The 19,453-nt window shown below is 70.3% G+C and carries 16 protein-coding genes, 1 tRNA gene, 1 other RNA gene and 1 riboswitch; of the genes, 7 read left to right on the forward strand and 11 right to left on the reverse strand.

The genetic code is table 11. The annotated features are described in order from the left end of the window. Positions 1-32: 32 nt before the first annotated feature. The gene (locus tag ABD658_RS09870; RefSeq protein WP_344680828.1) at positions 33-1,601 is read right to left on the reverse strand and encodes a helix-turn-helix domain-containing protein; all 1,569 of its coding nucleotides are present in this window, start codon (positions 1,599-1,601) and stop codon (positions 33-35) included. Between the two features lie 135 nt (positions 1,602-1,736). Between ABD658_RS09870 and ABD658_RS09875 the strand changes: the two genes are divergently transcribed. Beyond that, positions 1,737-3,110: a CitMHS family transporter gene (locus ABD658_RS09875; RefSeq protein ID WP_311025339.1), complete on the forward strand. Its 1,374-nt coding sequence runs from the start codon at positions 1,737-1,739 to the stop codon at positions 3,108-3,110. Positions 3,111-3,331: 221 nt separating this feature from the next. Here ABD658_RS09875 and ABD658_RS09880 read toward each other — a convergent pair whose 3' ends face one another. Continuing rightward, positions 3,332-3,913 (reverse strand): hypothetical protein, encoded by a 582-nt coding sequence (locus tag ABD658_RS09880; RefSeq protein WP_311025340.1) that lies wholly within the window; start codon positions 3,911-3,913, stop codon positions 3,332-3,334. Between the two features lie 78 nt (positions 3,914-3,991). Then, a complete protein-coding gene (gene aceA / locus ABD658_RS09885) occupies positions 3,992-5,287 on the reverse strand; it encodes an isocitrate lyase (RefSeq protein WP_344680865.1) in 1,296 nt (431 codons plus the stop codon). Positions 5,288-5,626: 339 nt separating this feature from the next. Here aceA and ABD658_RS09890 point away from each other — a divergent pair, with 339 nt between their 5' ends. The 3 genes from ABD658_RS09890 to ABD658_RS09900 all read left to right on the forward strand — a co-directional run bounded on the left by ABD658_RS09890 (position 5,627) and on the right by ABD658_RS09900 (position 7,934). Then, a complete protein-coding gene (locus ABD658_RS09890) occupies positions 5,627-6,412 on the forward strand; it encodes an SDR family NAD(P)-dependent oxidoreductase (protein ID WP_344680831.1) in 786 nt (261 codons plus the stop codon). Between the two features lie 127 nt (positions 6,413-6,539). Then, positions 6,540-7,454: an Rv1352/Rv1906c domain-containing protein gene (locus ABD658_RS09895; RefSeq protein WP_344680833.1), complete on the forward strand. Its 915-nt coding sequence runs from the start codon at positions 6,540-6,542 to the stop codon at positions 7,452-7,454. 102 nt (positions 7,455-7,556) lie between these two features. Beyond that, positions 7,557-7,934 carry a hypothetical protein gene (locus ABD658_RS09900; protein WP_311025343.1) on the forward strand — a complete coding sequence of 126 codons (378 nt, stop codon included), beginning with the start codon at positions 7,557-7,559 and terminating at the stop codon, positions 7,932-7,934. 94 nt (positions 7,935-8,028) lie between these two features. On the opposite strand, the gene ABD658_RS09905 is transcribed toward ABD658_RS09900, so the two are convergent. Together ABD658_RS09905 and ABD658_RS09910 are read right to left on the reverse strand one after the other, a co-directional pair. Then, on the reverse strand, positions 8,029-8,559 hold the full coding sequence (locus tag ABD658_RS09905; protein WP_344680836.1) for a LytR C-terminal domain-containing protein: 531 nt from the start codon (positions 8,557-8,559) through the stop codon (positions 8,029-8,031). Between the two features lie 35 nt (positions 8,560-8,594). Beyond that, a complete protein-coding gene (locus ABD658_RS09910; RefSeq protein ID WP_311025345.1) occupies positions 8,595-9,311 on the reverse strand; it encodes a thermonuclease family protein in 717 nt (238 codons plus the stop codon). A 185-nt stretch (positions 9,312-9,496) separates the two neighbouring features. Beyond that, positions 9,497-9,636: riboswitch (SAM riboswitch) on the forward strand. A gap of 62 nt (positions 9,637-9,698) precedes the next feature. Here ABD658_RS09910 and ABD658_RS09915 point away from each other — a divergent pair. Both ABD658_RS09915 and metE read left to right on the forward strand, forming a co-directional pair. After that, positions 9,699-10,703, forward strand: a complete 1,005-nt coding sequence (locus ABD658_RS09915; RefSeq protein WP_344680839.1) for a methylenetetrahydrofolate reductase — start codon at positions 9,699-9,701, stop codon at positions 10,701-10,703. A 183-nt stretch (positions 10,704-10,886) separates the two neighbouring features. Beyond that, positions 10,887-13,331, forward strand: coding sequence for a 5-methyltetrahydropteroyltriglutamate--homocysteine S-methyltransferase (gene metE, locus ABD658_RS09920; protein ID WP_344680841.1), 2,445 nt, complete (start codon positions 10,887-10,889; stop codon positions 13,329-13,331). A gap of 105 nt (positions 13,332-13,436) precedes the next feature. On the opposite strand, the gene ABD658_RS09925 is transcribed toward metE, so the two are convergent. The 6 genes from ABD658_RS09925 to ffs all read right to left on the reverse strand — a co-directional run bounded on the left by ABD658_RS09925 (position 13,437) and on the right by ffs (position 19,025). After that, positions 13,437-14,336 (reverse strand): DUF4097 family beta strand repeat-containing protein, encoded by a 900-nt coding sequence (locus ABD658_RS09925; RefSeq protein WP_344680843.1) that lies wholly within the window; start codon positions 14,334-14,336, stop codon positions 13,437-13,439. After that, the gene (locus tag ABD658_RS09930; protein ID WP_344680845.1) at positions 14,333-14,998 is read right to left on the reverse strand and encodes a response regulator transcription factor; all 666 of its coding nucleotides are present in this window, start codon (positions 14,996-14,998) and stop codon (positions 14,333-14,335) included. The genes ABD658_RS09925 and ABD658_RS09930 overlap by 4 nt, the downstream gene beginning before the upstream one ends. Continuing rightward, positions 14,989-16,320, reverse strand: a complete 1,332-nt coding sequence (locus ABD658_RS09935) for a sensor histidine kinase (RefSeq protein WP_344744433.1) — start codon at positions 16,318-16,320, stop codon at positions 14,989-14,991. The genes ABD658_RS09930 and ABD658_RS09935 overlap by 10 nt, the downstream gene beginning before the upstream one ends. A 100-nt stretch (positions 16,321-16,420) precedes the next feature. Beyond that, entirely contained in the window at positions 16,421-18,112 is a 1,692-nt protein-coding gene (locus ABD658_RS09940) for an alpha-keto acid decarboxylase family protein (protein WP_344680849.1), read from the reverse strand. 208 nt (positions 18,113-18,320) lie between these two features. Next, the gene (locus ABD658_RS09945; RefSeq protein ID WP_344680851.1) at positions 18,321-18,851 is read right to left on the reverse strand and encodes a hypothetical protein; all 531 of its coding nucleotides are present in this window, start codon (positions 18,849-18,851) and stop codon (positions 18,321-18,323) included. Positions 18,852-18,928: 77 nt separating this feature from the next. Then, positions 18,929-19,025: signal recognition particle sRNA small type (gene ffs, locus ABD658_RS09950), an RNA gene on the reverse strand. Between the two features lie 166 nt (positions 19,026-19,191). Here ffs and ABD658_RS09955 point away from each other — a divergent pair. Further along, positions 19,192-19,276 (forward strand) — tRNA-Ser (locus tag ABD658_RS09955). Positions 19,277-19,453: the final 177 nt, after the last annotated feature.

The raw sequence follows: 19,453 nt of genomic DNA on the forward strand, positions 1-19,453 counted from the left end.
GCCTCACCGCAGCGAGCTGGTCCGCAGAAGCCTCAGCCGCGGTCCTGATGTCGGGCCAGGAACTCGTAGACCTCCGTGGTGTCCACGCCGGGGAACGCCCCCTGCGGCATGGCGGCCAGCAGATGCGTGTTGGCACGGGCGGCCGGCCAGGCCTTCCCCTCCCACACGTCGGCGAGCTCCTGCGGGGGCCGCCGGCAGCAGGTGGGGTCCTCCGGACACCGGGAGGTGCACCGTTCCGTGGTGTCCCGGCCGCGGAACCACTTCACGTGTTCGAACGGCACACCGATGCTCAATGAGTACATGCCGGAGGAATGCCCCTCGGTCCGGGCGGTGCACCAGAAGGTGCCCACCGAGGTGTCGGTGTACTGGTTGAAGGACCGGAACTTGTCCTCGACGTCGAAGACCACCCGGGAGGTCCAGTACCGACAGACCGTCTGCCCCTCGATGGCCCCGGAATGGTCCGCCGGGAAGTTCACGCCGTCGTTCTCATAGGCCTTGTGGATGATCCCGGACTCGTGGACCTTCTGGAAGTGGCACGTGATGCCCAGGTGCTCGGTGGCCAGGTTGGTGAACCGGTGGGCGGCGGACTCATAGGAGACCGCGAAGGCGTCCCGGAGGTCCTCGATGGCCAGCTCCTTGCGGGCCTTGGCCTCCTGCAGGAACGCCACGGTGGTCCGCTCCGGCATCAGCAGGGAGGCGGCGAAGTAGTTGGTGTAGACCCGCTGGCGCAGGAAGTCCGAGTAGTCCTCCGGCTCGGTGTGCCCCAGCACGTGGTGCCCCAGCGCCTGGAGCAGCACGGAGCGCGCGTCCCAGTCGCGGGAGCGCCCCTGGGTCATGTAGATGATCCGGTTGCGCTGGTCGGTCACCGAGCGGGTGGAGTTGGGCAGGTTGGGCACGAACCGCAGGGAGAACCCGAGATGTTCGGCGATGTCGGCGGCCACATGGTGGGACAGCGGCCCGGAGCCGTGTCCGACGGCGTCGAGCAGCTCCTGCGCGGCGGCCTCGATCTCCGGGTAGTAGTTGTTCTTCGCCCGCATCTCCTCGCGCAGCTCGGTGTTGGCCCGCCGGGCCTCCTCCGGCGTGGCGGCCTGCTCCTCCAGCCGGCGCCGCAGCTCCCGCTGCAGCCCCACCAAGGATTCGAGCACGTCCATCGGCAGGCGGCTGCTGATGCGCACCGTGGGCAGGTTCAGGGACGCGTAGAGAGGTCCGCGCTGAGCCTTCTCCAGTTCGATCTCCAGCGCCGCCCGGCGGGAAGGGGGCTCCGCGCCGAAGAGGTCGTCCAACCCGACGCCGAACACGCGCGCCAGCTGGTTGAGCTGGGAGATCTTCGGCTCCCGTTTGCCGTTCTCCAGCAGAGAGAGCTGGCTCGGCGCGGTGCCCAGCTCAGCGGCGAGGTCGTCCAGGGTCATGCCGGCCTGCTTGCGCAGGTGCCGCACGCGGCGCCCCAGGGCGATGAGGTCCAGGTCCGAATCGCCGTCCTGTGCGGAGCCCTCGGCGTCGACGGCGCGCAGGTGCGCCCGGCCGGTGGGGCGGGCCGCCCCGGCGCCGGCCGGCGACGTGGTCGTCCGCGCTGTGCGCGCCTGCTCTGGCACGGGCCGCATGCCGCTCATTCTACAGCTCCGGCGTGCACATCTGTGACGGCCGGGTTAGGGTGTGATGCGGCTCCCAGGCCCTGCGGCCCTCGTCCGAGCCCGACCACTGATCCTGACGGAACCTCCCACAGACTGGAGCAGCTCATGGACGAGCCTTCAACTCTTCTGACCGTCGGCGGGCTCGGCATCATCGCCGTGACCGTCGGCCTGCTGATGTGGAACAAGGTCTCCCCTGTCGTGGCCATGGTGGTGACCCCCATCGTCGGGGCGCTCCTGGTCGGCTTCGGAGTGGGCGACATCGTGGAGTTCTTCGACTCCGGTGTCGACCAGGTGATGAGCGTCGTGGTGATGTTCATCTTCGCGATCCTGTTCTTCGGCATCCTCTCCGACGCCGGGCTCTTCGATCCGATCGTGCGGTCGCTGATCCTGCTCACCCGCGGGAAGGTCGTCCTGGTGGCGGTCGGCACCGCACTGATCGGCATCGTGGCCCATATCGACGGCGCCGGAGCGACCACCTTCCTCCTCACCGTCCCGGCCCTGCTGCCGCTCTACCAGGCGCTGCACATGAGCCGGTACCTTCTGCTGCTGCTGCTCGCGCTCTCGGCCGGCATCATCAACATGATCCCCTGGGGCGGGCCGCTGGGCCGCGCGGCCTCGGTGACGGGCATCGACCCGGTGGAGCTCTACCGACCCCTCATCCCGGTGCAGGTGGTCGCCGTCGTCCTGGTGCTCGGGATCGCCTGGCTGCTGGGGATGCGCGAGGTCCGGCGCATCCGCCGTCGCGTGGTGGCCGGCGACGCCGACGCCCCCGACACCGTGGACGTGCGGCAGATCGCCGACGAGTTCACCGAACGCCAGCACTATGCGCGTGCCGAAATCGTGGAGCGGATGAACTCCCACCCGGTGATCTTCTGGGCCAACGCGGTGCTGGCCCTGGGTGTCATCGGCCTGATGCTCGCCGACATCCTGCCCCCGCCGCTGGCCTTCATGCTGGGTGTGGCCATCGCGCTGCCGCTGAACTTCAAGGGCTCGAACCTGCAGATGGAGCGCATCCGTGCGCATGCGCCGAACGCGCTGATGATGGGCGCGGTGATCTTGGGCGCCTCGGTGTTCCTCGGCGTGCTCAACGAGTCCGAGATGCTGGAGTCCGTGGCGCTGTCCACCCTGGCGGTGATCCCGGAGGCCGCCGGCGCGAACCTGCACATCATCATGGGTGTGCTGGGCGTGCCCATGGACCTGCTGACCTCCACCGACGCCTACTACTTCTCGGTGCTGCCGCTGGTGGACGCCACCTCCGCGCAGTTCGGGATCGGCTCCATGGAGGTCGCCCACGCGATGATGGCCGGCAACGTGATCGGCACGTTCGTCAGCCCGTTCTCGCCCGCCCTGTGGCTGGCCCTGGGCCTGTCCGGGGCGAACCTGGGTCAGCATCTGCGGTACTCCTTCTTCATCATCTGGGGCTTCTCCCTCCTGGTGATGCTCGCTGCGCTGACCCTCGGGCTGTTCAGCTTCCACTGACCGCTGAGCAGGCCCAGACGTCGGCGCCGTCGGGGCCGAGGATGCAGACCACGCGTCCTCGGCCCCGACGGCGCCTTCTTCACTTCCGGCACGGCTGACCGCCTCCTGCCTCGACCTCAGTGCGGCAGGAGGCGGTCCGTCGTGCCGACCGGGCCATCCGCGCCCGACCTCGAGAGGCGCGGACCCCGGTCTTCCGACTCGCCGAGGCGTGGGGCAGGTCCCTACGCTGCCGCCTCGGCGAGCCGCCGGCGCCCACCAGTGGAGCCGGCCGTTCGGGCGGACCGCGTCTCGGCGGCGGCCCGCTTGTTCAGGTGGATGGCACGGATCGTGCCCTCCGGGAGCTCCAGCAGCTGCTCGGTGCGGCTGAAGATCTCCTGCCACAGCGTGACCTCCTCCTCCCGGTCGAAGGGCGGCAGCTCCACGTAGGGAGCACGCCCCTCGGCCAGCAGGCGCCGGGCGTTGTGGTGGACGTGGATGCCGAAGTCCACGAGCCCGGCGGAGAGTGCCTCACCCCGGTGGAACATGCGCCCCTCACGACGACCCAGGCAGCGGGGCCGGACGATGGAGCTGGCCGGCTCGGCGAGCTGCTTGGTGATCAGCGCGCGCCAGGAGGCTTCGATGACCGGGTCGGCGCCTGAGCCGTCCTCCCGCACGCCCAGGGCTGCGGCCCGTGCACCGAACTCCTCGTGGAGCGCGGCCAGGAAGCTGAGGGCCTCGGCGGTGAGGACCTCCTTCTGTCGCGGCACCCGCGGTGCCGACAGGGCGATGCCGTTGATCGTGATCGAGAGTTCGGGGGTGTTCATGGCTTTCTCCTCGGGAGTCTCAGCGGCGGGAGCGGCGACGGCCTCTCCATCGAGGCCGTCGCCGGGCTCCGGCTCGGTTCAGTGGAACTGTCCTTCTTCGGTGGAGCCCTTCAGGGCGACCGTGGAGGACTCGGGGTTGAGCGTGGTGGAGATGGCGTCGAAGTAGCCGGTGCCGACCTCCCGCTGGTGGCGGGTGGCGGTGTAGCCCTCGTCCTCGGCGGCGAACTCCTTCTCCTGGAGCTCCACGTAGGCCTTCATCTGCTCCGACTTGTAGCCCTTGGCCAGCTCGAACATCGAGTAGTTCAGGGCGTGGAACCCGGCCAGCGTGATGAACTGGAAGGTGAAGCCCATCGCGCCCAGCTCGCGCTGGAACTTGGCGATGGTGTCGTCGTCGAGGTGCTTCTTCCAGTTGAAGGACGGCGAGCAGTTGTAGGCCAGCATCTGGTCCGGGAACTCAGACTTCACGGCCTCGGCGAACTGCTTGGCGTACTCCAGGTCCGGGGTGCCGGTCTCCATCCAGATCAGGTCGGAGTAGGGCGCATAGGCCTTGGCCCGGGCGATGCAGGGCTCGATGCCGTTGCGGACCTTGTAGAAGCCCTCTGCGGTGCGCTCCCCCGTGAGGAACTCGGCGTCGCGCTCGTCCACGTCGGAGGTGATCAGGGTGGCCGCCTCCGCATCGGTGCGGGCGATGACCACCGAGGGGGTGTTCGCGACGTCGGCGGCCAGGCGCGCGGCCTGCAGGGTGCGGATGTGCTGCCCGGTGGGGACCAGCACCTTGCCGCCCAGGTGGCCGCACTTCTTCTCGGAGGCCAGCTGGTCCTCCCAGTGGACGCCCGAGGCGCCGGAGGCGATCATCGACCGCATCAGCTCGTAGGCGTTGAGCGGGCCGCCGAAGCCGGCCTCGGCGTCCGCGATGATCGGCACCATCCAGTCCTCCACGGTGCGGATGCCCTCGAGGTACTCGATCTGGTCGGCCCGCTGCAGGGCGCTGTTGATGCGGCGCACCACGTTGGGCACCGAGTTGGCCGGGTAGAGCGACTGGTCGGGGTAGGTGTTGCCGGAGAGGTTGGCGTCACCGGCGACCTGCCAGCCGGAGAGATAGATGGCGCGCAGTCCGGCCTTGACCTGCTGGACGGCCATGTTGCCGGTGAGCGCACCCAGGGAGTTGGTGTAGGTGCCCTCGGCGTGCTCGGCGGTGAGCTGCTCCCAGAGCTTCTGCGAGCCTCGCTTGGCCAGCGTGTGCTCCTCCTGCACCGACCCCTGCAGCTTGGCCACCTCGTCGGCGCCGTAGTCGCGCCGCACGTTCTTCCACCGCGGGTTGGTGTCCCAGTCCTGCTGGATGCGCTCGACGCGCTCCTCGAAGTCTCCGCGGATGTCAGTGCTTGCGTTGACGGTGGCAGTCACAGTGTTCTCCTTCGAATCGGTGACCAATGGATCGTCGACCAGTGGTTGGTACCGAGTGGTTGGTACATCTCCAGTTTTCGGCCCTCTTGAACCCCCTGACCACAGGAATCTGAGAAAAGATCTGCAGTTCTTCGCATTCCTGCAAGAAGTGCGGGAACTCACGCCGGATCACCGGGGATGGTGGCGGAAGCCGAAGCAAACGCGCTTCAGCGCCGCGAAGATCGACCGTACGGCGCCCCTCTGGGCCCTGCCCCCGCTCCGCCGTAGTCTGGTGGCACAGACCACACCTGACGGCGAGAGGACTCTTCCATGGATCTGACCCAGGCCAGCGCGATCGTCACGGGCGGGGCCTCCGGGCTCGGACGCGAGACGGCCCAGATGCTGCACGACGCCGGAGCCGGTGTCGTCGTGGTGGACCTTCCCGACGACGGCGAGACCGGCCCCGACGGCGTCAAACGCACCGAGGCGGTGGCACGCCTCGGGCATCGCGCCCGTTTCTGCCCCGGGGACGTCACCGACCCCGAGACGGCCCTGCGTGCCGTGGCCGAGGCGCAGGAGCTCGGGCCGCTGCGCGTGGTGGTCAACTGCGCCGGCGTCGCCACCCCGGGCAGACTGGTGGGCCGCGGAGGACCTCTTCCCCTGGAGGGATTCATGAAGGTGCTGTCCATCAATGTGGGCGGGACGGTGAACATGATGGCCCAGGCCGCGGCGGCGATGCGCGAGAACGAGCTCGACGGCGAGGACCGGGGCGTCCTCATCAGCACCGCCTCCGTGGCCGCCTTCGAGGGACAGATCGGACAGGTCGCCTACGCGGCATCGAAGGGCGCCGTGGCCTCGATGACACTGCCGGTCGCCCGCGAGCTCGCCTCCTCACAGATCCGCAGCGTGACCATCGCCCCGGGCCTGTTCGAGACGCCGATGATGGCCGGGCTCCCCGAGGCCGCCCGCGAGTCTCTGGCCTCGAAGACGCCGCATCCGGCGCGACTGGGCCGGCCGGCCGACTATGCCCTGCTGGTGCGGCAGATCATCGAGAACCCCATGCTCAACGGCGAGGTCATCCGGCTCGACGGCGCGGTCCGCCTGGAGCCTCGATGACACAGGTCAGCGCCGCGGTCCGTCTCACCTGCTGACGCGCATGCGTGGCGGACTGCGAGGGCCACGTCTCTGGTGTTGAATGGGGTCCGCGACACCACGCATCCCAGCGGATGGAGACCACCGATCGATGAGCACAGCGCGTCCGGACGAGCCCATGCCGCCTGATGCGCCCGAGTCCGCCGACTCTCCTGCATCCCCAGACTCCGCCGCATCTCCTGCATGCCCTGACGCCGCAGCGTCGCCCGCTCCCGACGCCGACGCCGAGCTCGGGGTCGGGGCTGCGGAAACGTCCTCGAGTCGCGGGTTCCTCGAGGAGTACCGCTGGGGCCTTGCCGTCATCGGGGGGCTGAGCCTGCTGCTGGTCCTCCTGGTCGGGGGACTGATCCTGACCGCCAACCCCCACCGGGGAACACCCGCCCAGGAAGCCGACGACCAGGGTGCGAGCCGGGAGGGCCGGGCCGTCGACCTGCTCGGCGCGGAGGCACGGCCGGAGAAGACGGCCCATGAGGACCTCCTCCCCGCCGGGGGCGAGGCCTTCTCGGACGGCGAGGGGCTCGTGGTCGGGGAGGACATCGCGCCCGGCGCCTACCGCCAGGACCCCGGCTCGGGCCCGACGGATGCGACGTGCTTCTACGTGATCTACGCCGACGCCAGTGAGACCACCGTGCGGCGCACGGGGGCCGATGACCGCGGAATCGCCGTCCTGGAGGACGGTGAGGTGGTCGACTCGGTGGACTGCGGCGACTGGCTGCCCCTGGAGGACACCGTCCCGGAGAGGCCCGAGACCCAGTTCGGCACCGGCATGCACGTCGTCGGTGAACACGTGGAGCCCGGGACCTATGAACTGGACTGGGACGAGGACACGATGCTCTGCTGGTGGGACATCTTCCGGGACCTGCGCGGGGACGGCCACATCCTGGACTCCGGATTCATCCCCCGCGATGCCCCGGAGTTCGGTGAACCGCTGCAGATCACCCTCGGCGACCAGGAGCAGCTGGTGGTCAGCTCGGAGTCCTGCGGCACCTGGACGAAGGTCCGCTGACAGGCGGAGAGGCGGGAGCCGGCACATCACCCCTCCTCGCCGACCCCTCAGTTCTACTACACTCTGTAGAAGAAGCCGTTCCCCTCGACCCCAAGGAGCACCATGCCCCGCATCACCATCGGCCTGGGCGGGATTCTGATCCTGCTCGGCGTCATCGCCTACATCGCCACGTCCTTCGCCAGCTGGACCGCGCTGATCCCCGCGATCCTCGGTGTCGTGCTGCTCATCAGCGGCCTCATCGGCCTGAAGAACGCGAAGGTCGGCATCCACATCGCCCTGGTGGTGGCGCTGCTCGGCGTCTTCGGCACCTCCATGAACGTGATGCAGCTGGGCGCGCTGTTCGCCGGCGAGGCCGAGCGGCCCGCCGCCGTCGTCGTCAGCTCCATCACCTTCGTCCTGCTGATCGTCTACATCATCACCGGGGTGCGCTCGTTCATCCGCGCGCGCCGCTGGAAGGGCGCCGAGGCCGCCGAGGCCTGAGCCTCCCCCACGCCGCCTGAGCGCGACCACACGATGGGCCGCCCCGAGTCACTCGGGGCGGCCCATCGTCGTCTCCGGCGGTCGACAGGCGGAGTCAGCGTCCAGAGCCCGCGCAGTCCAGCCGGCCGGGCTCCATCTCGATCTCCTCGACATCCTGCAGGCCGGCGAACTCGGAGCCCAGGACCACGTCCACGGTGAAGTCGTCGCGGTCGTCGACGTCCACCAGGGCTCCGGGGATGTGGTGCTGCACCGTGTAGGCCTGCCGCAGCCCTCGCTCACCGGCACGGATGATGGCCTCGAAGCCGGTATCGGCGAAATAGTCGTTGTCCACCGCCTCCACCCGGAAGTCGCGATCCGTGAGATCCTCGGCGACGTCGCCGGCGAGTCCCGGCTCATTGGTGGCATTGAGGACCTGAACCGGCACCCTCTCGGGGACCACCGGCGACAGGATGCGGCTGGGACAGTCCTCCCCGGCGGGGATGGAGCCGCCGCCGACGATCGCAATGTCGATGGTGCCGTCGATCATCAGCCAGCTGCCGACCGTGACCCCTCCCAGGACGCCGATGGTGCTGGTTGCGACGGCGATCTTCTGCCGCCGGGTCGCCGGCGTCGGGGAGCTGCTCATGCCCCCATCCTATTTCGGCCCCCGCCCCGAGGGCGTCAGGGCAGGGCCGGTTCGCAGTCGAGATCATCGGCGAAGAGCCCGACGCCGTCATCCTCCGCCTGGGACCAGGCATCCTCCACGGAACTGAGGAACCGGTCGTTGGGCGGGTAGTGCACGGGAACCCCGAATCCGTCCCGGGCCATCTGGACGTTCAGCAGGACGTCATCGGCCCAGACGCCGGCGAGCAGGCGGTCATAGCGGTCCGTGCGCTCGTGGTCGAACTCAAGGACGAGGGGATCCCCCGGGGCGACCAGTGACTCCATATGCGCCGAGGACTCCGGCCCCAGGCATTCCACCGGCTGATGGGGATGCACCGACTCCGGGGTGTCGATGTTCAGCAGCCGCACCCGTTCCTCCTGTCCGTCCAGCTCCACGACGAGCGTATCGCCGTCGACCACGCGCACGAGGGTGGCGACCTCGCCGTCCTCCGACGGCGACGGCGCGGCACCTTCTCCCGGGCTCTGGATCCAGCTGATCAGCGCACCGAGGAGGACCACCAGCACGAGCCCGAGCAACCACCACAGCAGGCCCTGACTGCCGCCTCGGCGGCGCCGGCGTCCGGCCGCTCCACCACCAGACACTCCACCGGACACTCCCCCGGAGACTCCCCCAGACACTCCGCCCGAACCTCCGCGGGAAGCCGTGCGCAGGGAGCGTCGCACCGCCTTGCGGGCATTGCGGCGCATCGCATTCTTCAGATACCGGTCGACCATGGGGACCAGCGTATCCGGAGGCCATGACAGGGAGCCCGGAGGCCTCCGAGGACCCCCACAGGGCCGTCGAGCTCCGCTGGCTGCCAGTTTGTGCAGGAGGCACCTCAATATGTTCACATAACGTCATCCCTTGTCGAAGGTCTTCCCCGAACCACGGGCCCGTGCTAACGTCAAGACCACACAAGGATCACGAGAACCGGTCACACAGGCTCTGGCTTGGCCGGTCGGCAACCCTTTCCCGCGTGACGGGGTGCCCCAGATGACGATCCGGCCGCGAAGCTCATATTCACCGAGGTGGATTTATCTTCAGCGGCAAGCACGGCGCAGGGGAAGCCTCCCTGTGGCGCCTCATGAACGATGATGAACGCCCCACACGGAGGACCCTCCATGACACCATCCGTGCCGTCCGCCGGCACTCTGTCTCAGCACGCCCTGGAATCTGCCGACCACGCGCCGCACACCTCGTATCTGGTGCAGCGCACCCGACGACGCTCGCTGATCTCCTTCGAGGTCTTCCCGCCGCGGCCTGCCCGCGACGGCCGTGACCCCTGGCGCAGCATCGAACTGCTGGCCGAGGCGGGCCCGGACTACTTCTCCGTCACCCACGGCCACAACCAGCCCGAGGGAGCGAATCTGGAGGTGATCCGGCACCTGCTCCGGAGCACTCCCGCCCCCGTGATGGCGCATCTCATCGGCGCAGGCAGCACCGGCGCCCAGGTGCGCCGCTCGGTGGAGCAGCTGCTGGACCTCGGCGTGCGGGACGTGCTCGCCCTGCGCGGGGACCCACCGGGCGGTGCCCGGAAGTGGATCCACCAGCCCGCAGGCCTGAACCGCGCCGCCGAGGTGGTGCGTCTGGTCCGGGAAGTGGAGCAGGAGCGCCTCGACCCGCCCGAGGGGCCCGGCGCCCGCCCGGTGTCCATCTCAGTGGCCGCCTATCCGCCCTCCGGCACGGACCGGGACCACGAGGCGGACCTGTGCGCACTGTGGGAGAAGCAGGAGGCCGGCGCCGACTACGCCATCACCCAGGTCTTCTACGACCCCGAGGACTACGCCCGCCTGGTGGACGACGCCCGATCCCAGGGCATCCACCTGCCGGTCGTCGCCGGACTGGCCCCGCTGACCAGCCCCAAGCGGCTGCGACGCCTGGAGGAGATCTCGGGAGTTCCGGTGCCGCAGCACCTGCTCGACTACCTCGCCGTCGCCGACCCGGCCGAACGACGACGCCGCGGGGTGGCCGCCACTCTGAACCTGATCGACGCGGTGCTGGAGCTCGGATGTCCCGGCCTCCACCTGTTCACCTTCAACCAGCACCCGGCCGCCCTGGCGATCCTCGATCACCTGAGGATCCGAGACGCCGCACGTCAGCAGCGGGGCCTGCCCGAGCTGTCCTGACCCCGGAGCGCACCGCTCCCTGCCGCACAGGGCTCCTTCGTTCCTGCGGACCGCGTCGCGGTCGGCTGTCCTGGTGCGCCCTGCCGCCTCACCCGGGACGAACAGTCCGGACACCCCATGCGATCCGTCCATCACCTGCATCTGGCCCCAGACACATCTGACACACCTGACAGAGGAGACATCATGACCACCACCCCTGCCCGCTTCGAGGACCAGCCGCCCGCTCAGGTTCCCGCCCTGCCGGCGACCGTGCTCGGCTACCCGCGCATCGGACCCAATCGGGAGATCAAGAAGGCGCTGGAGGCACACTGGCGCGGCGGCGACGTCGCTGCGCTGCGCGAGGCCATCCACGCTCACCGCTCCCGTACGCTGGGCCATCTGGCAGGCCTGGGCCTGGAGGCGGACTCGGCGATCCCGGCCGACGGCGCCGTGATCGATCAGGTCCTGGACGCCTCCGTGCTGCTCGGCCTGGTGCCGCGGCGCTTCCGCGAGGCCGGGTTCTCCGCCGCCTCTCCGGACACCGGCGAGGGCCTGGCCCTGGTCTCCGCGCTGGCCCGCGGCACCTCCACGGTGGAGCCGCTGGAGCTGACCAAGTGGTTCGACACCAACTATCACTACTACGTGCCGGAGATCGAGCCAGACGTCGCCTTCTCCGCTCAGACGGACGCCGTCGCCGAGCGCTACCGCACCTTCCGCGATCTGGCCGCAGAGACCGCCGGCGGATCCCTCCCCCGGCCCACCCTGCTGGGCCCGGTGAGCTTCCTGCTGCTGGCCAAGGCCGTCGGCGCGGAGAGCCAGGCCCCGGACGGCACAGCGGGCGACGGCGGAACCGTCCCGCAGGCGTCGCGGTTCGACCGGCTCGACGAGCTGGTGACCGCCTACTCCACCCTGCTCCGCGCCCTCCATGACGCCGGCGCGGCCTGGGTGCAGCTGGAGGAGCCCGCGCTGGCCTCCGACGGATGGGACGTCCCGCGGGAGCAGATCGTCACCGGCCTGCGCACCGCCTACACCGCGTTCGCCGGGCTCACAGCGCGTCCGGCGCTGTTCGTCCCGGTGAGCTACGGCACCGCCGGCGACGACGCGCTGGCCGCCCTCGGCGCAGCCGGCGTCGAGGCGGTCGGCCTCGACCTGGAGCGCGGCGCGCTGCCGGCGAAGGAGGGCCTGGCGCCGCTTGCCGGACGGACCGTGGCCGCCGGCGTCGTCGGCGGGCTGAACGTGTGGCGCACCGATGTGGCCCGGGCGGCCGGGCTGCTGGACCAGCTGCGGGAGCGCCACGAGGGCCCGGTGACGGTCAGCAGCTCCACGTCGCTGCTGCACGTCCCCCATGACGCAGCCCGCGAGACGCAGCTGGACCCGCAGGTGGCCGGCTGGCTCGCCTTCGCGGACCAGAAGGTCGGCGAGGTGCTGGCGCTGGCCGGTCATCTCACTGCAGGTCCGGACGCCCTGGAGGGGCTGCGCGCGGATGACGCCTCCCGCCGCAGGCTGCGTGAACGGCACCCGCAGGTGCGGGTGGAGGCGGTGCGCCGTCGTCTGGACGAGGTGCTGCCGGAGGACCGCCGCCGGGCCGCCGCCGAGCACCGCCGGGCCGCTCAGGAGGCGGCTCTGGACCTGCCGCCGCTGCCGACCACCACGATCGGTTCCTTCCCACAGACCTCCGAGATCCGTCGGGTGCGCGCCGCCCACCGGCGAGGGGCCCTGGACCAGCAGGGGTACGAGGAGGCCATCCGCGGGCAGATCGCCGACTGCATCCGCCGCCAGGAGGACCTGGGTCTGGATGTGCTGGTGCACGGCGAGGCGGAGCGCAATGACATGGTCCAGTACTTCGCGGAGAACCTGGAGGGCTTCATCACCACCACCCACGGCTGGGTGCAGTCCTACGGCTCCCGCTGCCTCCGCCCGCCGATCCTCTTCGGCGATGTGCACCGTCCCGCCCCGATCACCGTGGAGTGGACCCGCTACGCCGCCTCGCTGACCCGCCGGCCCGTCAAGGGCATGCTGACCGGCCCGGTGACGATCCTGGCCTGGTCCTTCGTGCGCGACGACCAGCCGCTGGCCGCCACGGCCGACCAGATCGCACTGGCCCTGCGGGACGAGGTGGAGGATCTGCAGGCCGCCGGCACCCGGATCATCCAGGTGGACGAGCCGGCGCTGCGGGAGCTGCTGCCGCTGCAGGTGGCCCACCGCCCCGAGTATCTGCGCTGGTCGGTGGAGTCCTTCCGCCTGGCGACCTCCGCGGCGAAGCCGGACACCCAGTTGCACACCCACCTGTGCTATTCAGAGTTCGAGACCGTCATCGACGCGATCGACGCCCTCGACGCCGACGTCACCACCCTGGAGGCCTCCCGGTCCGGCTTCGAGGTGGTCACCGCCCTGGCGGAGCACGGCTTCTCCCGCGGCATCGGCCCGGGCGTGTGGGACATCCACTCCCCGCGGGTGCCCGGGGTGGACGAGCTCATCGAACGGCTGCGGCTGGCCGCCGAGGTGCTGGACCCGCAGATCGCGTGGTCCAACCCGGACTGCGGCCTGAAGACCCGCGGCTGGGAGGAGACGGAGGCCTCGCTGCGCCATCTGGTCAACGCCACCGCGGTGGTGCGCGCCGAGCTGGCCCGGGTCCCGGCGGGGGTATGACGCCCCGGCGATGACGTCACGACGCCGGCGGGCCGGCAGCCACGGAGCTCTCCTCTCCGGCTGCCGGCCCGCCGGCGTCGTGCTCGGCCCCGCTCCGAGCCGCGGTCAGTCCCGCTCCCAGGGCTTCGGCGGCGCGCTGGTGAGGGTGATGTCGCCGTCTCCGGTACGCAGGGCGATCCGGCAGGGCGCCTCGGCGTCATCCTCCCTGTCGGCAGTCTCCTCTCCGAGGTCGACGTCGACCTCCCCCGACGCCTCGGTCTCCACCGTGCACCGCCACGGATCCTCCTCGGCCGGCAGGGTGATGCTGATGTCCCCGCGGCCGGTGCTGACCTCCAGGGACGCGGGCAGCGCGGTGTGGGTCAGGTCCAATGATCCGACCCCCGTCTGCACGGCGACGACCTGGCCGCTCAGCCCTTCGGCGTACACCCCGGACTGGAGAGTCCGGACATCGACGTCACCCTGGATCCCGAACAGCATGACGTGGCCGGCCACGTAGTCGGGCTCCCCCACCACGGTGACCTCGGCGAGGTCTCCTCCGGTCAGCCACAGGTCGAGGTCGCCTTCCAGGTGCTGGACGGTGTAGTACATACCCTCGGCGGAGACCACACTCAGGTCCGGTTCGCGCGGGATCAGCAGCTCCTGATCGACCAGGGTCCCGCAGTCCGGGGCGCAGCGGGTGGTCACGGCGGTGGCGCCGTCGAGCTGGGTGACCTCGGTGAAAGGGTCTCCGGGCACCCGGTGGAGGTTCTCTGTCAGCTCCATGCGGTCGCGGTCCTCCCCGGAGAACGTCATCTGCCGGGCCTCGCCGGAGTACCAGATCGCCTCCTGCGAATCACCGAGAGTGTGCTGGATCTGCTCCGGCTCGCGCCCGCCGGCCAACCAGGTCAGCTGGAGGATGCCCACGAGTGACGGGTGCACACAGGCTGCCAGTACCAGGGCGGTGAGGACCGCACCGATGCCGCCCCACAGCCTCCGGGGCCATGGCCGGTCGGTCGTCGAGCTCATGAGTGCCCCCTCTCCGGGCCGGAGGACAGGTAGGCCAGCACGGCCAGGACCCGTCGGTTGTCGGTGCTCACCGGCGGGATGTCCAGCGTGGAGAAGATGGCGTTGATGTGCTTGGACACCGCCGAGTCGCTCAGGTGCAGCGCCGCGGCGATCCCGGCGTTGGAGCGCCCCTCGGCCATGAGTCCGAGCACCTCCCGTTCACGGCGGGTCAGCAGGTCGATCCCGTCGCGCCCGGCCCGGCGGGTCAGCAGCTGGGAGACGACCTCCGGGTCCAGGATCGTGCCGCCGTCGGCCACGGTGTGCACCGTCCGCAGGAACTCGTCGACGTCGGCCACCCGGTCCTTCAGCAGGTAGGTGACGCCGCGGGTCTCCCCGGTGAGCAGATCCACCGCATAGCGCTCCTCCACGTACTGGGACAGCACCACCACCGCCAGAGCAGGGTCCTCCCGGCGCAGCTGCAGAGCGGCCCGGATGCCTTCATCGGTGTGGGTGGGCGGCATGCGCACATCCACGATCACCAGATCGGGCCGATGCGCGGCGACGGCTTCCAGCAGGGCTTGGGCGTCCCCGACGGCGGCCACGACGTCGATGCCGTCGTGGGTCAGCAGGCGCACCAGCCCTTCCCGCAGCAGCACCGAGTCCTCCGCGATGATCACCCGCATGGCAGCACCGCCGTCACCGTGGTTCCGCCGCCCTGAGGACTGCGGATCTCCAGTCGTCCGTTGACCGCGTTGACGCGGCGGCGCAGCCCGGTCAGCCCTGTGCCGGACTCCGGGTCCGCACCCCCGGCGCCGTCGTCTTCGACTGCGACCCGCAGCTCGTCCCCCTCACGGAGGATGGTCACCTGCACCCGGTGCGGTGCGGCGTGGCGCATCGCGTTGTTCAGGGCCTCGGCCACGACGAAGTACGCCACGGCCTCGACGCTCACGGCCGGGCGCGGAGCGACGTCGACATCCGCGGTGACGGGGAACGGCGCGCGATCGGCCAGCCCGGAGACGGCGGCGTCGAGCCCACGGTCCTCCAGCACGGCCGGGTGCAGCCCGCGCACCAGATCCCGGATCTCCTGCAGGGCCGACGTCACCTCGCCCTGGGCGCGGACGAGCGTCTCGCGCAGCTCCTCGGGGTCCTCGGCATGCATGCGGCGGGACAGGCCCAGGTCCACGGCGAGCGCGGTCAGCCGCTGCTGGGCGCCGTCGTGGAGGTTGCGTTCGATCCGGCGTCGTTCGGCATCGGCCGCGTCCACCGCGTCGGAGCGTGCCTGATCGGCCTGCCGGATGCGGGCCTGCAGCTGGGCAGCCTCGTCGGTGCCGTAGAAGGTGCGCAGCAGGCGGCGATCCAGCTCGCTCAGGCCATGGATGATCCACGGGGAGGCGATCAGCGTGGCCGCGGCCAGCAGTCCGAGCAGCAGGCCGGCCATATCGCCGAAGAGGGTGGAGCGCGAGAGCAGCCGGTCCCCGGTGAGGGCCAGAAGCAGGAGCACCGTCGCCGTCACCGTGGAGAGCACCGCGACGACGGCCAGCAGGCTGGAGACGACGGCACCGCCCAGGGACCGGCCGAGCATGCCCGGCTTGGTCCGGTCGTTCTTCCGGATGATCAGGCAGCGCCACCAGGGCAGACCGTCTGGGGTGGGCGGCGAGTTCAGCGTCTCCCCCAGCAGGTGGGTGGCTCGAGAGACCTGGAGCTGATCCGCGATGCGCGCCGCCGCCGGGAGGGCCACGACCATGACCGTGACGGTGGCCACCACGCGAGCCGCCAGGGGCCACCAGTCGATGCCGCCCAGGAAGCCGGAGCCGGCAGCTCGGGGGCTGAAGGTCAGGAACCGCCACAGCAGCAGGAACACCGTCATCGGCAGCATCCAGACCAGCCACCCGGTGGTCAGGGAGATCAGCTCGGTGACCATCCGCTCCAGCCGAGCCCGCAGGCTGAGCCGGACGCCGTCGTCGGGCGCCGCGCTGGCCTGGGGCTGCGGTGTCGTCGTCATCATCTTCGAGCCTAAGCGGCCTGGGCGGGGACGGCGAGCCGGGCAGCTGCCCGGTCCTGGTGCAGAAAACTGCACCCGGACCGGGCGCCATGGCGGGCCAGAGTCAGCGCTTCAGGGCGTTGGCCACGTCCTCCAGCAGCTGCGGGATGTCGTCGCGGTGGGTCACGGCCTCGATGAACACCAGCTTGTCGCGGTTCTCCATGGCGTCCTGGCAGGCCTGCAGCAGCTCGGCCTCGGTGGTGGCCCTGCGGAAGAGGTGGTCCTCCTCCGCGGCGCCGAAGAGCTGCGGCACCAGCTCCCACCGCCAGGGGGCGATGTCGTTGTAGACCTCATCGGGGCCGTGGATGGCGCGCTCCACGGTGTAGCCGTCGTTGTTGACCAGCACGATCACAGCCGGCAGCTTCTCCCGGATGATCACGCCCATCTCCTGGATGGTCAGCTGGGCGGAGCCGTCGCCGATCAGGAGCATGGGCCGGCGGCTGCGGTCGGCCAGGCCGGCCCCGAGGATGGCAGGCAGGGTGTACCCGATGGAACCCCACATGGGCTGGCCGATGAAGGTGGACTTCGCCGGGAACCGGTGGGTGGCCATGCCGAAGTAGCTGGTTCCCTGGTCGGCGGCCACGATGTTCTCCGACTCCAGCTGGGAGGCCAGGATCTCCCACATTCCGTTCTGGGTGAGCGGGCCCTCGGCCGGGTGGCGCGGGGCCTCCGGCTCGGGTGCCTGTGCGGCGGGCATGGGGACGACGTCGTCGAGGTCGGCCACCACCCGGTGCACCACGGCGAGCGCCCGCTCCAGGGAGATGGGGGTGAACAGCTCGTCACCGACGCGGGCGCCGAAGCGGGTGACGTCGACCATCCGGGCGGGGTCCAGGTCCATGGAGAACCCGGCAGTGGTGTTGTCGGTGTACTCCACGCCGAGGGTGATCAGCGCTTCGGCACCTTCGATGACGTCGCGGACACGGTCCTGGGAGGCGGCGCCGGCGTAGATGCCCACGAAGTTCTCATCCGACTCGTCCACCAGGGTCTTGCCCCAGGCCAGCGTGGCGAAGGGCAGGTCGGTGTCCTCCAAGAAGCTGGCGAGCTCCTCGGTGGCGCCGAGGCGGTGGACCAGCAGGTCGGCGAGCACGGCGGTGCGGCGGCCGGGCAGGAACCGGCGCAGGGCCTCCTCGAAGGCGGCCTCCGCCCCGGGTGTGGTCACCGGCAGGTCGGTGGTCAGCGGTTCGGTGGGCGGAAAGGCAGGGACCTCGGCGACGTCGGCGGCCAGCATGAGGTAGCCGGGGCGGCGGCGGAAGACGACGTCGCGCAGCACCCGGTCGATCTCCCAGGTGGCGGTGGCGGCGTCGAGGTCCGCGTGCGCGCAGGTCACCTCCTCGGCCATGCGGAGGAAGTGCTTGAAGTCGCCGTCGCCCAGCGAGTGGTGGATCTTCCGGCCCGAGGCCTGGGTCTCCTTGGGCGGGGCGCCGACGATCTGGACCACCGGCACGGACTCCGCGTAGGACCCGGCCAGGGCGTTGATGGCGGAGAGCTCGCCGACCCCGTAGGTGGTCAGGAAGGCGCCGATGCCGCGGATGCGGGCGTAGCCGTCGGCGGTGTAGCCGGCGTTGAGCTCATTGGCGGAGCCGACCCAGCGGATGGTCTCGTGGGCGACCACGTGGTCGAGGAACCTGAGGTTGAAGTCGCCGGGGACGCCGAAGAGCTCGGTGAGGCCCAGTTCGGCGAGACGGTCGAGCAGGTAGTCCCCGATCGTGTAGCCGGGCGGTGTGGGGGCGTTCGGGGTGGACCGGGTGTCGGGCATGGGGTTCGCCTTCCGTGAGGGGCGGCGCGCCTTGTGGGCGGCCGCAGATCGGTGGTGGTGAGGGCGCCCCGGATCGCGGGGCGCATTCCTTCCCTGCAGGGAAACGTTAGGCGACAGACCGGTGTCTCAGGGAATCGGCCCGCTCAGCGCCAGGGCGACGGGCCCGAGGTGAGGCGGTGTGTCCCTCCGCAGGGGACCATCGGTCGCCTCAGGCGGCGCCTGCCTGACGCCGTTCCCGCTCCGCCAGACCCCAGGCGGCCACGCCGCCGGCTGCGGCCATGACCAGTCGAGGAGCGGGGACGCGAGCCTTTCGCAGAGCCGACTCGAGGGCCGTGTCGGACCACAGGCTGATCCGCATGACACCGTAGGTGGCGGCCCCACAGAGGAGGCCGAGGCCCAGACGAGCCGGCAGGGGCGCGGCGCCTTCGCCCGAACCCTCGTCACCCCCGTCTTCAATGGGGTCACCAGCGGGTTCATCAGCGGAGTCACCGGTCTCCTGATCCAGGTCCACGCCGGCGGCGCGGGCGGCCTGCTGGACCCGCTCGGGGGCGAATCCGGCGGCGGCGACGAGCAGGGTCGGGGCCCAGACGAGCGTGCCACGCAGCCAGCGTGGATAGCGACGGACGGGCACGAGTCCGCTCACTCCGGTGAGCACTCCTTGGCCCGCCGGACTGCGGCAGATCTCCAGCAGCGGGGATGAGGTCCTGGAGGAGGTCCTGGTCGTCGCGTGGGTCGTCATGGCTTCGACGCTACGCGGCCGGCATCGGCGCCGTCATCATCCTCAGGACGGACCCTGAAGGCAGCAGCCGTGAAGACAGAAGTGGCCCCACGTGCACCTGCCAGAGCCCACCTACCCTTGCTACCTTCCGGTCCTGGGGGAGTTCAGCAGGATGACACCACACGTGGGGCCGGGGACCATCGTAGCCCGGAGATCGCCGCCGGCGCCAACCGGGCGCGGCCCTCTGCCGGGCCCTCAGGACATGGATCCGGACTCGATGTGCATTCCGCCCGGATTGTCCGCTAGCATGGAGCCTGCCCTCGCGACGCCAGGTGTTCGCACCTGCGGATCGAGCGGTGAAGGAGGATTCGCCTAGCGGCCTATGGCGCACGCTTGGAACGCGTGTTGGGTTCACACCCTCAGGGGTTCAAATCCCCTATCCTCCGCCCTGATGAGAAGGCCCCCGGTCACAGATCGGGGGCCTTCCTGCGTCTTCCGAGCGACCCCTTCGGGGCACATCGCCCCAGGGTTATTGGCCAGAATGTGTGTATGGCCCGGGCGTGTCATCCCCTTCCGGCCCAGCCTTTGCGTGTCCAGAGGCCTTCCTCAGGCATCACTGAGGT

Origin of the sequence: Nesterenkonia aethiopica (assembly GCF_039534665.1) — a bacterium.
GTDB lineage: Bacteria > Actinomycetota > Actinomycetes > Actinomycetales > Micrococcaceae > Nesterenkonia > Nesterenkonia aethiopica.

Bases quoted from the DNA above. Each gene is read 5' to 3' on its own strand.
- ABD658_RS09925 (WP_344680843.1), bottom strand. From the start codon at position 14,336: ATGAGCTCGACGACCGACCGGCCATGGCCCCGGAGGCTGTGGGGCGGC.
- ABD658_RS09940 (WP_344680849.1), bottom strand. From the start codon at position 18,112: ATGCCCGACACCCGGTCCACCCCGAACGCCCCCACACCGCCCGGCTAC.
- ABD658_RS09910 (WP_311025345.1), bottom strand. From the start codon at position 9,311: ATGGTCGACCGGTATCTGAAGAATGCGATGCGCCGCAATGCCCGCAAG.
- ABD658_RS09900 (WP_311025343.1), top strand. From the start codon at position 7,557: ATGCCCCGCATCACCATCGGCCTGGGCGGGATTCTGATCCTGCTCGGC.
- ABD658_RS09880 (WP_311025340.1), bottom strand. From the start codon at position 3,913: ATGAACACCCCCGAACTCTCGATCACGATCAACGGCATCGCCCTGTCG.
- ABD658_RS09890 (WP_344680831.1), top strand. From the start codon at position 5,627: ATGGATCTGACCCAGGCCAGCGCGATCGTCACGGGCGGGGCCTCCGGG.
- ABD658_RS09905 (WP_344680836.1), bottom strand. From the start codon at position 8,559: ATGAGCAGCTCCCCGACGCCGGCGACCCGGCGGCAGAAGATCGCCGTC.
- ABD658_RS09875 (WP_311025339.1), top strand. From the start codon at position 1,737: ATGGACGAGCCTTCAACTCTTCTGACCGTCGGCGGGCTCGGCATCATC.
- ABD658_RS09930 (WP_344680845.1), bottom strand. From the start codon at position 14,998: ATGCGGGTGATCATCGCGGAGGACTCGGTGCTGCTGCGGGAAGGGCTG.
- ABD658_RS09945 (WP_344680851.1), bottom strand. From the start codon at position 18,851: ATGACGACCCACGCGACGACCAGGACCTCCTCCAGGACCTCATCCCCG.
- metE (WP_344680841.1), top strand. From the start codon at position 10,887: ATGACCACCACCCCTGCCCGCTTCGAGGACCAGCCGCCCGCTCAGGTT.
- ABD658_RS09915 (WP_344680839.1), top strand. From the start codon at position 9,699: ATGACACCATCCGTGCCGTCCGCCGGCACTCTGTCTCAGCACGCCCTG.
- ABD658_RS09870 (WP_344680828.1), bottom strand. From the start codon at position 1,601: ATGCGGCCCGTGCCAGAGCAGGCGCGCACAGCGCGGACGACCACGTCG.
- ABD658_RS09895 (WP_344680833.1), top strand. From the start codon at position 6,540: ATGAGCACAGCGCGTCCGGACGAGCCCATGCCGCCTGATGCGCCCGAG.
- ABD658_RS09935 (WP_344744433.1), bottom strand. From the start codon at position 16,320: ATGATGACGACGACACCGCAGCCCCAGGCCAGCGCGGCGCCCGACGAC.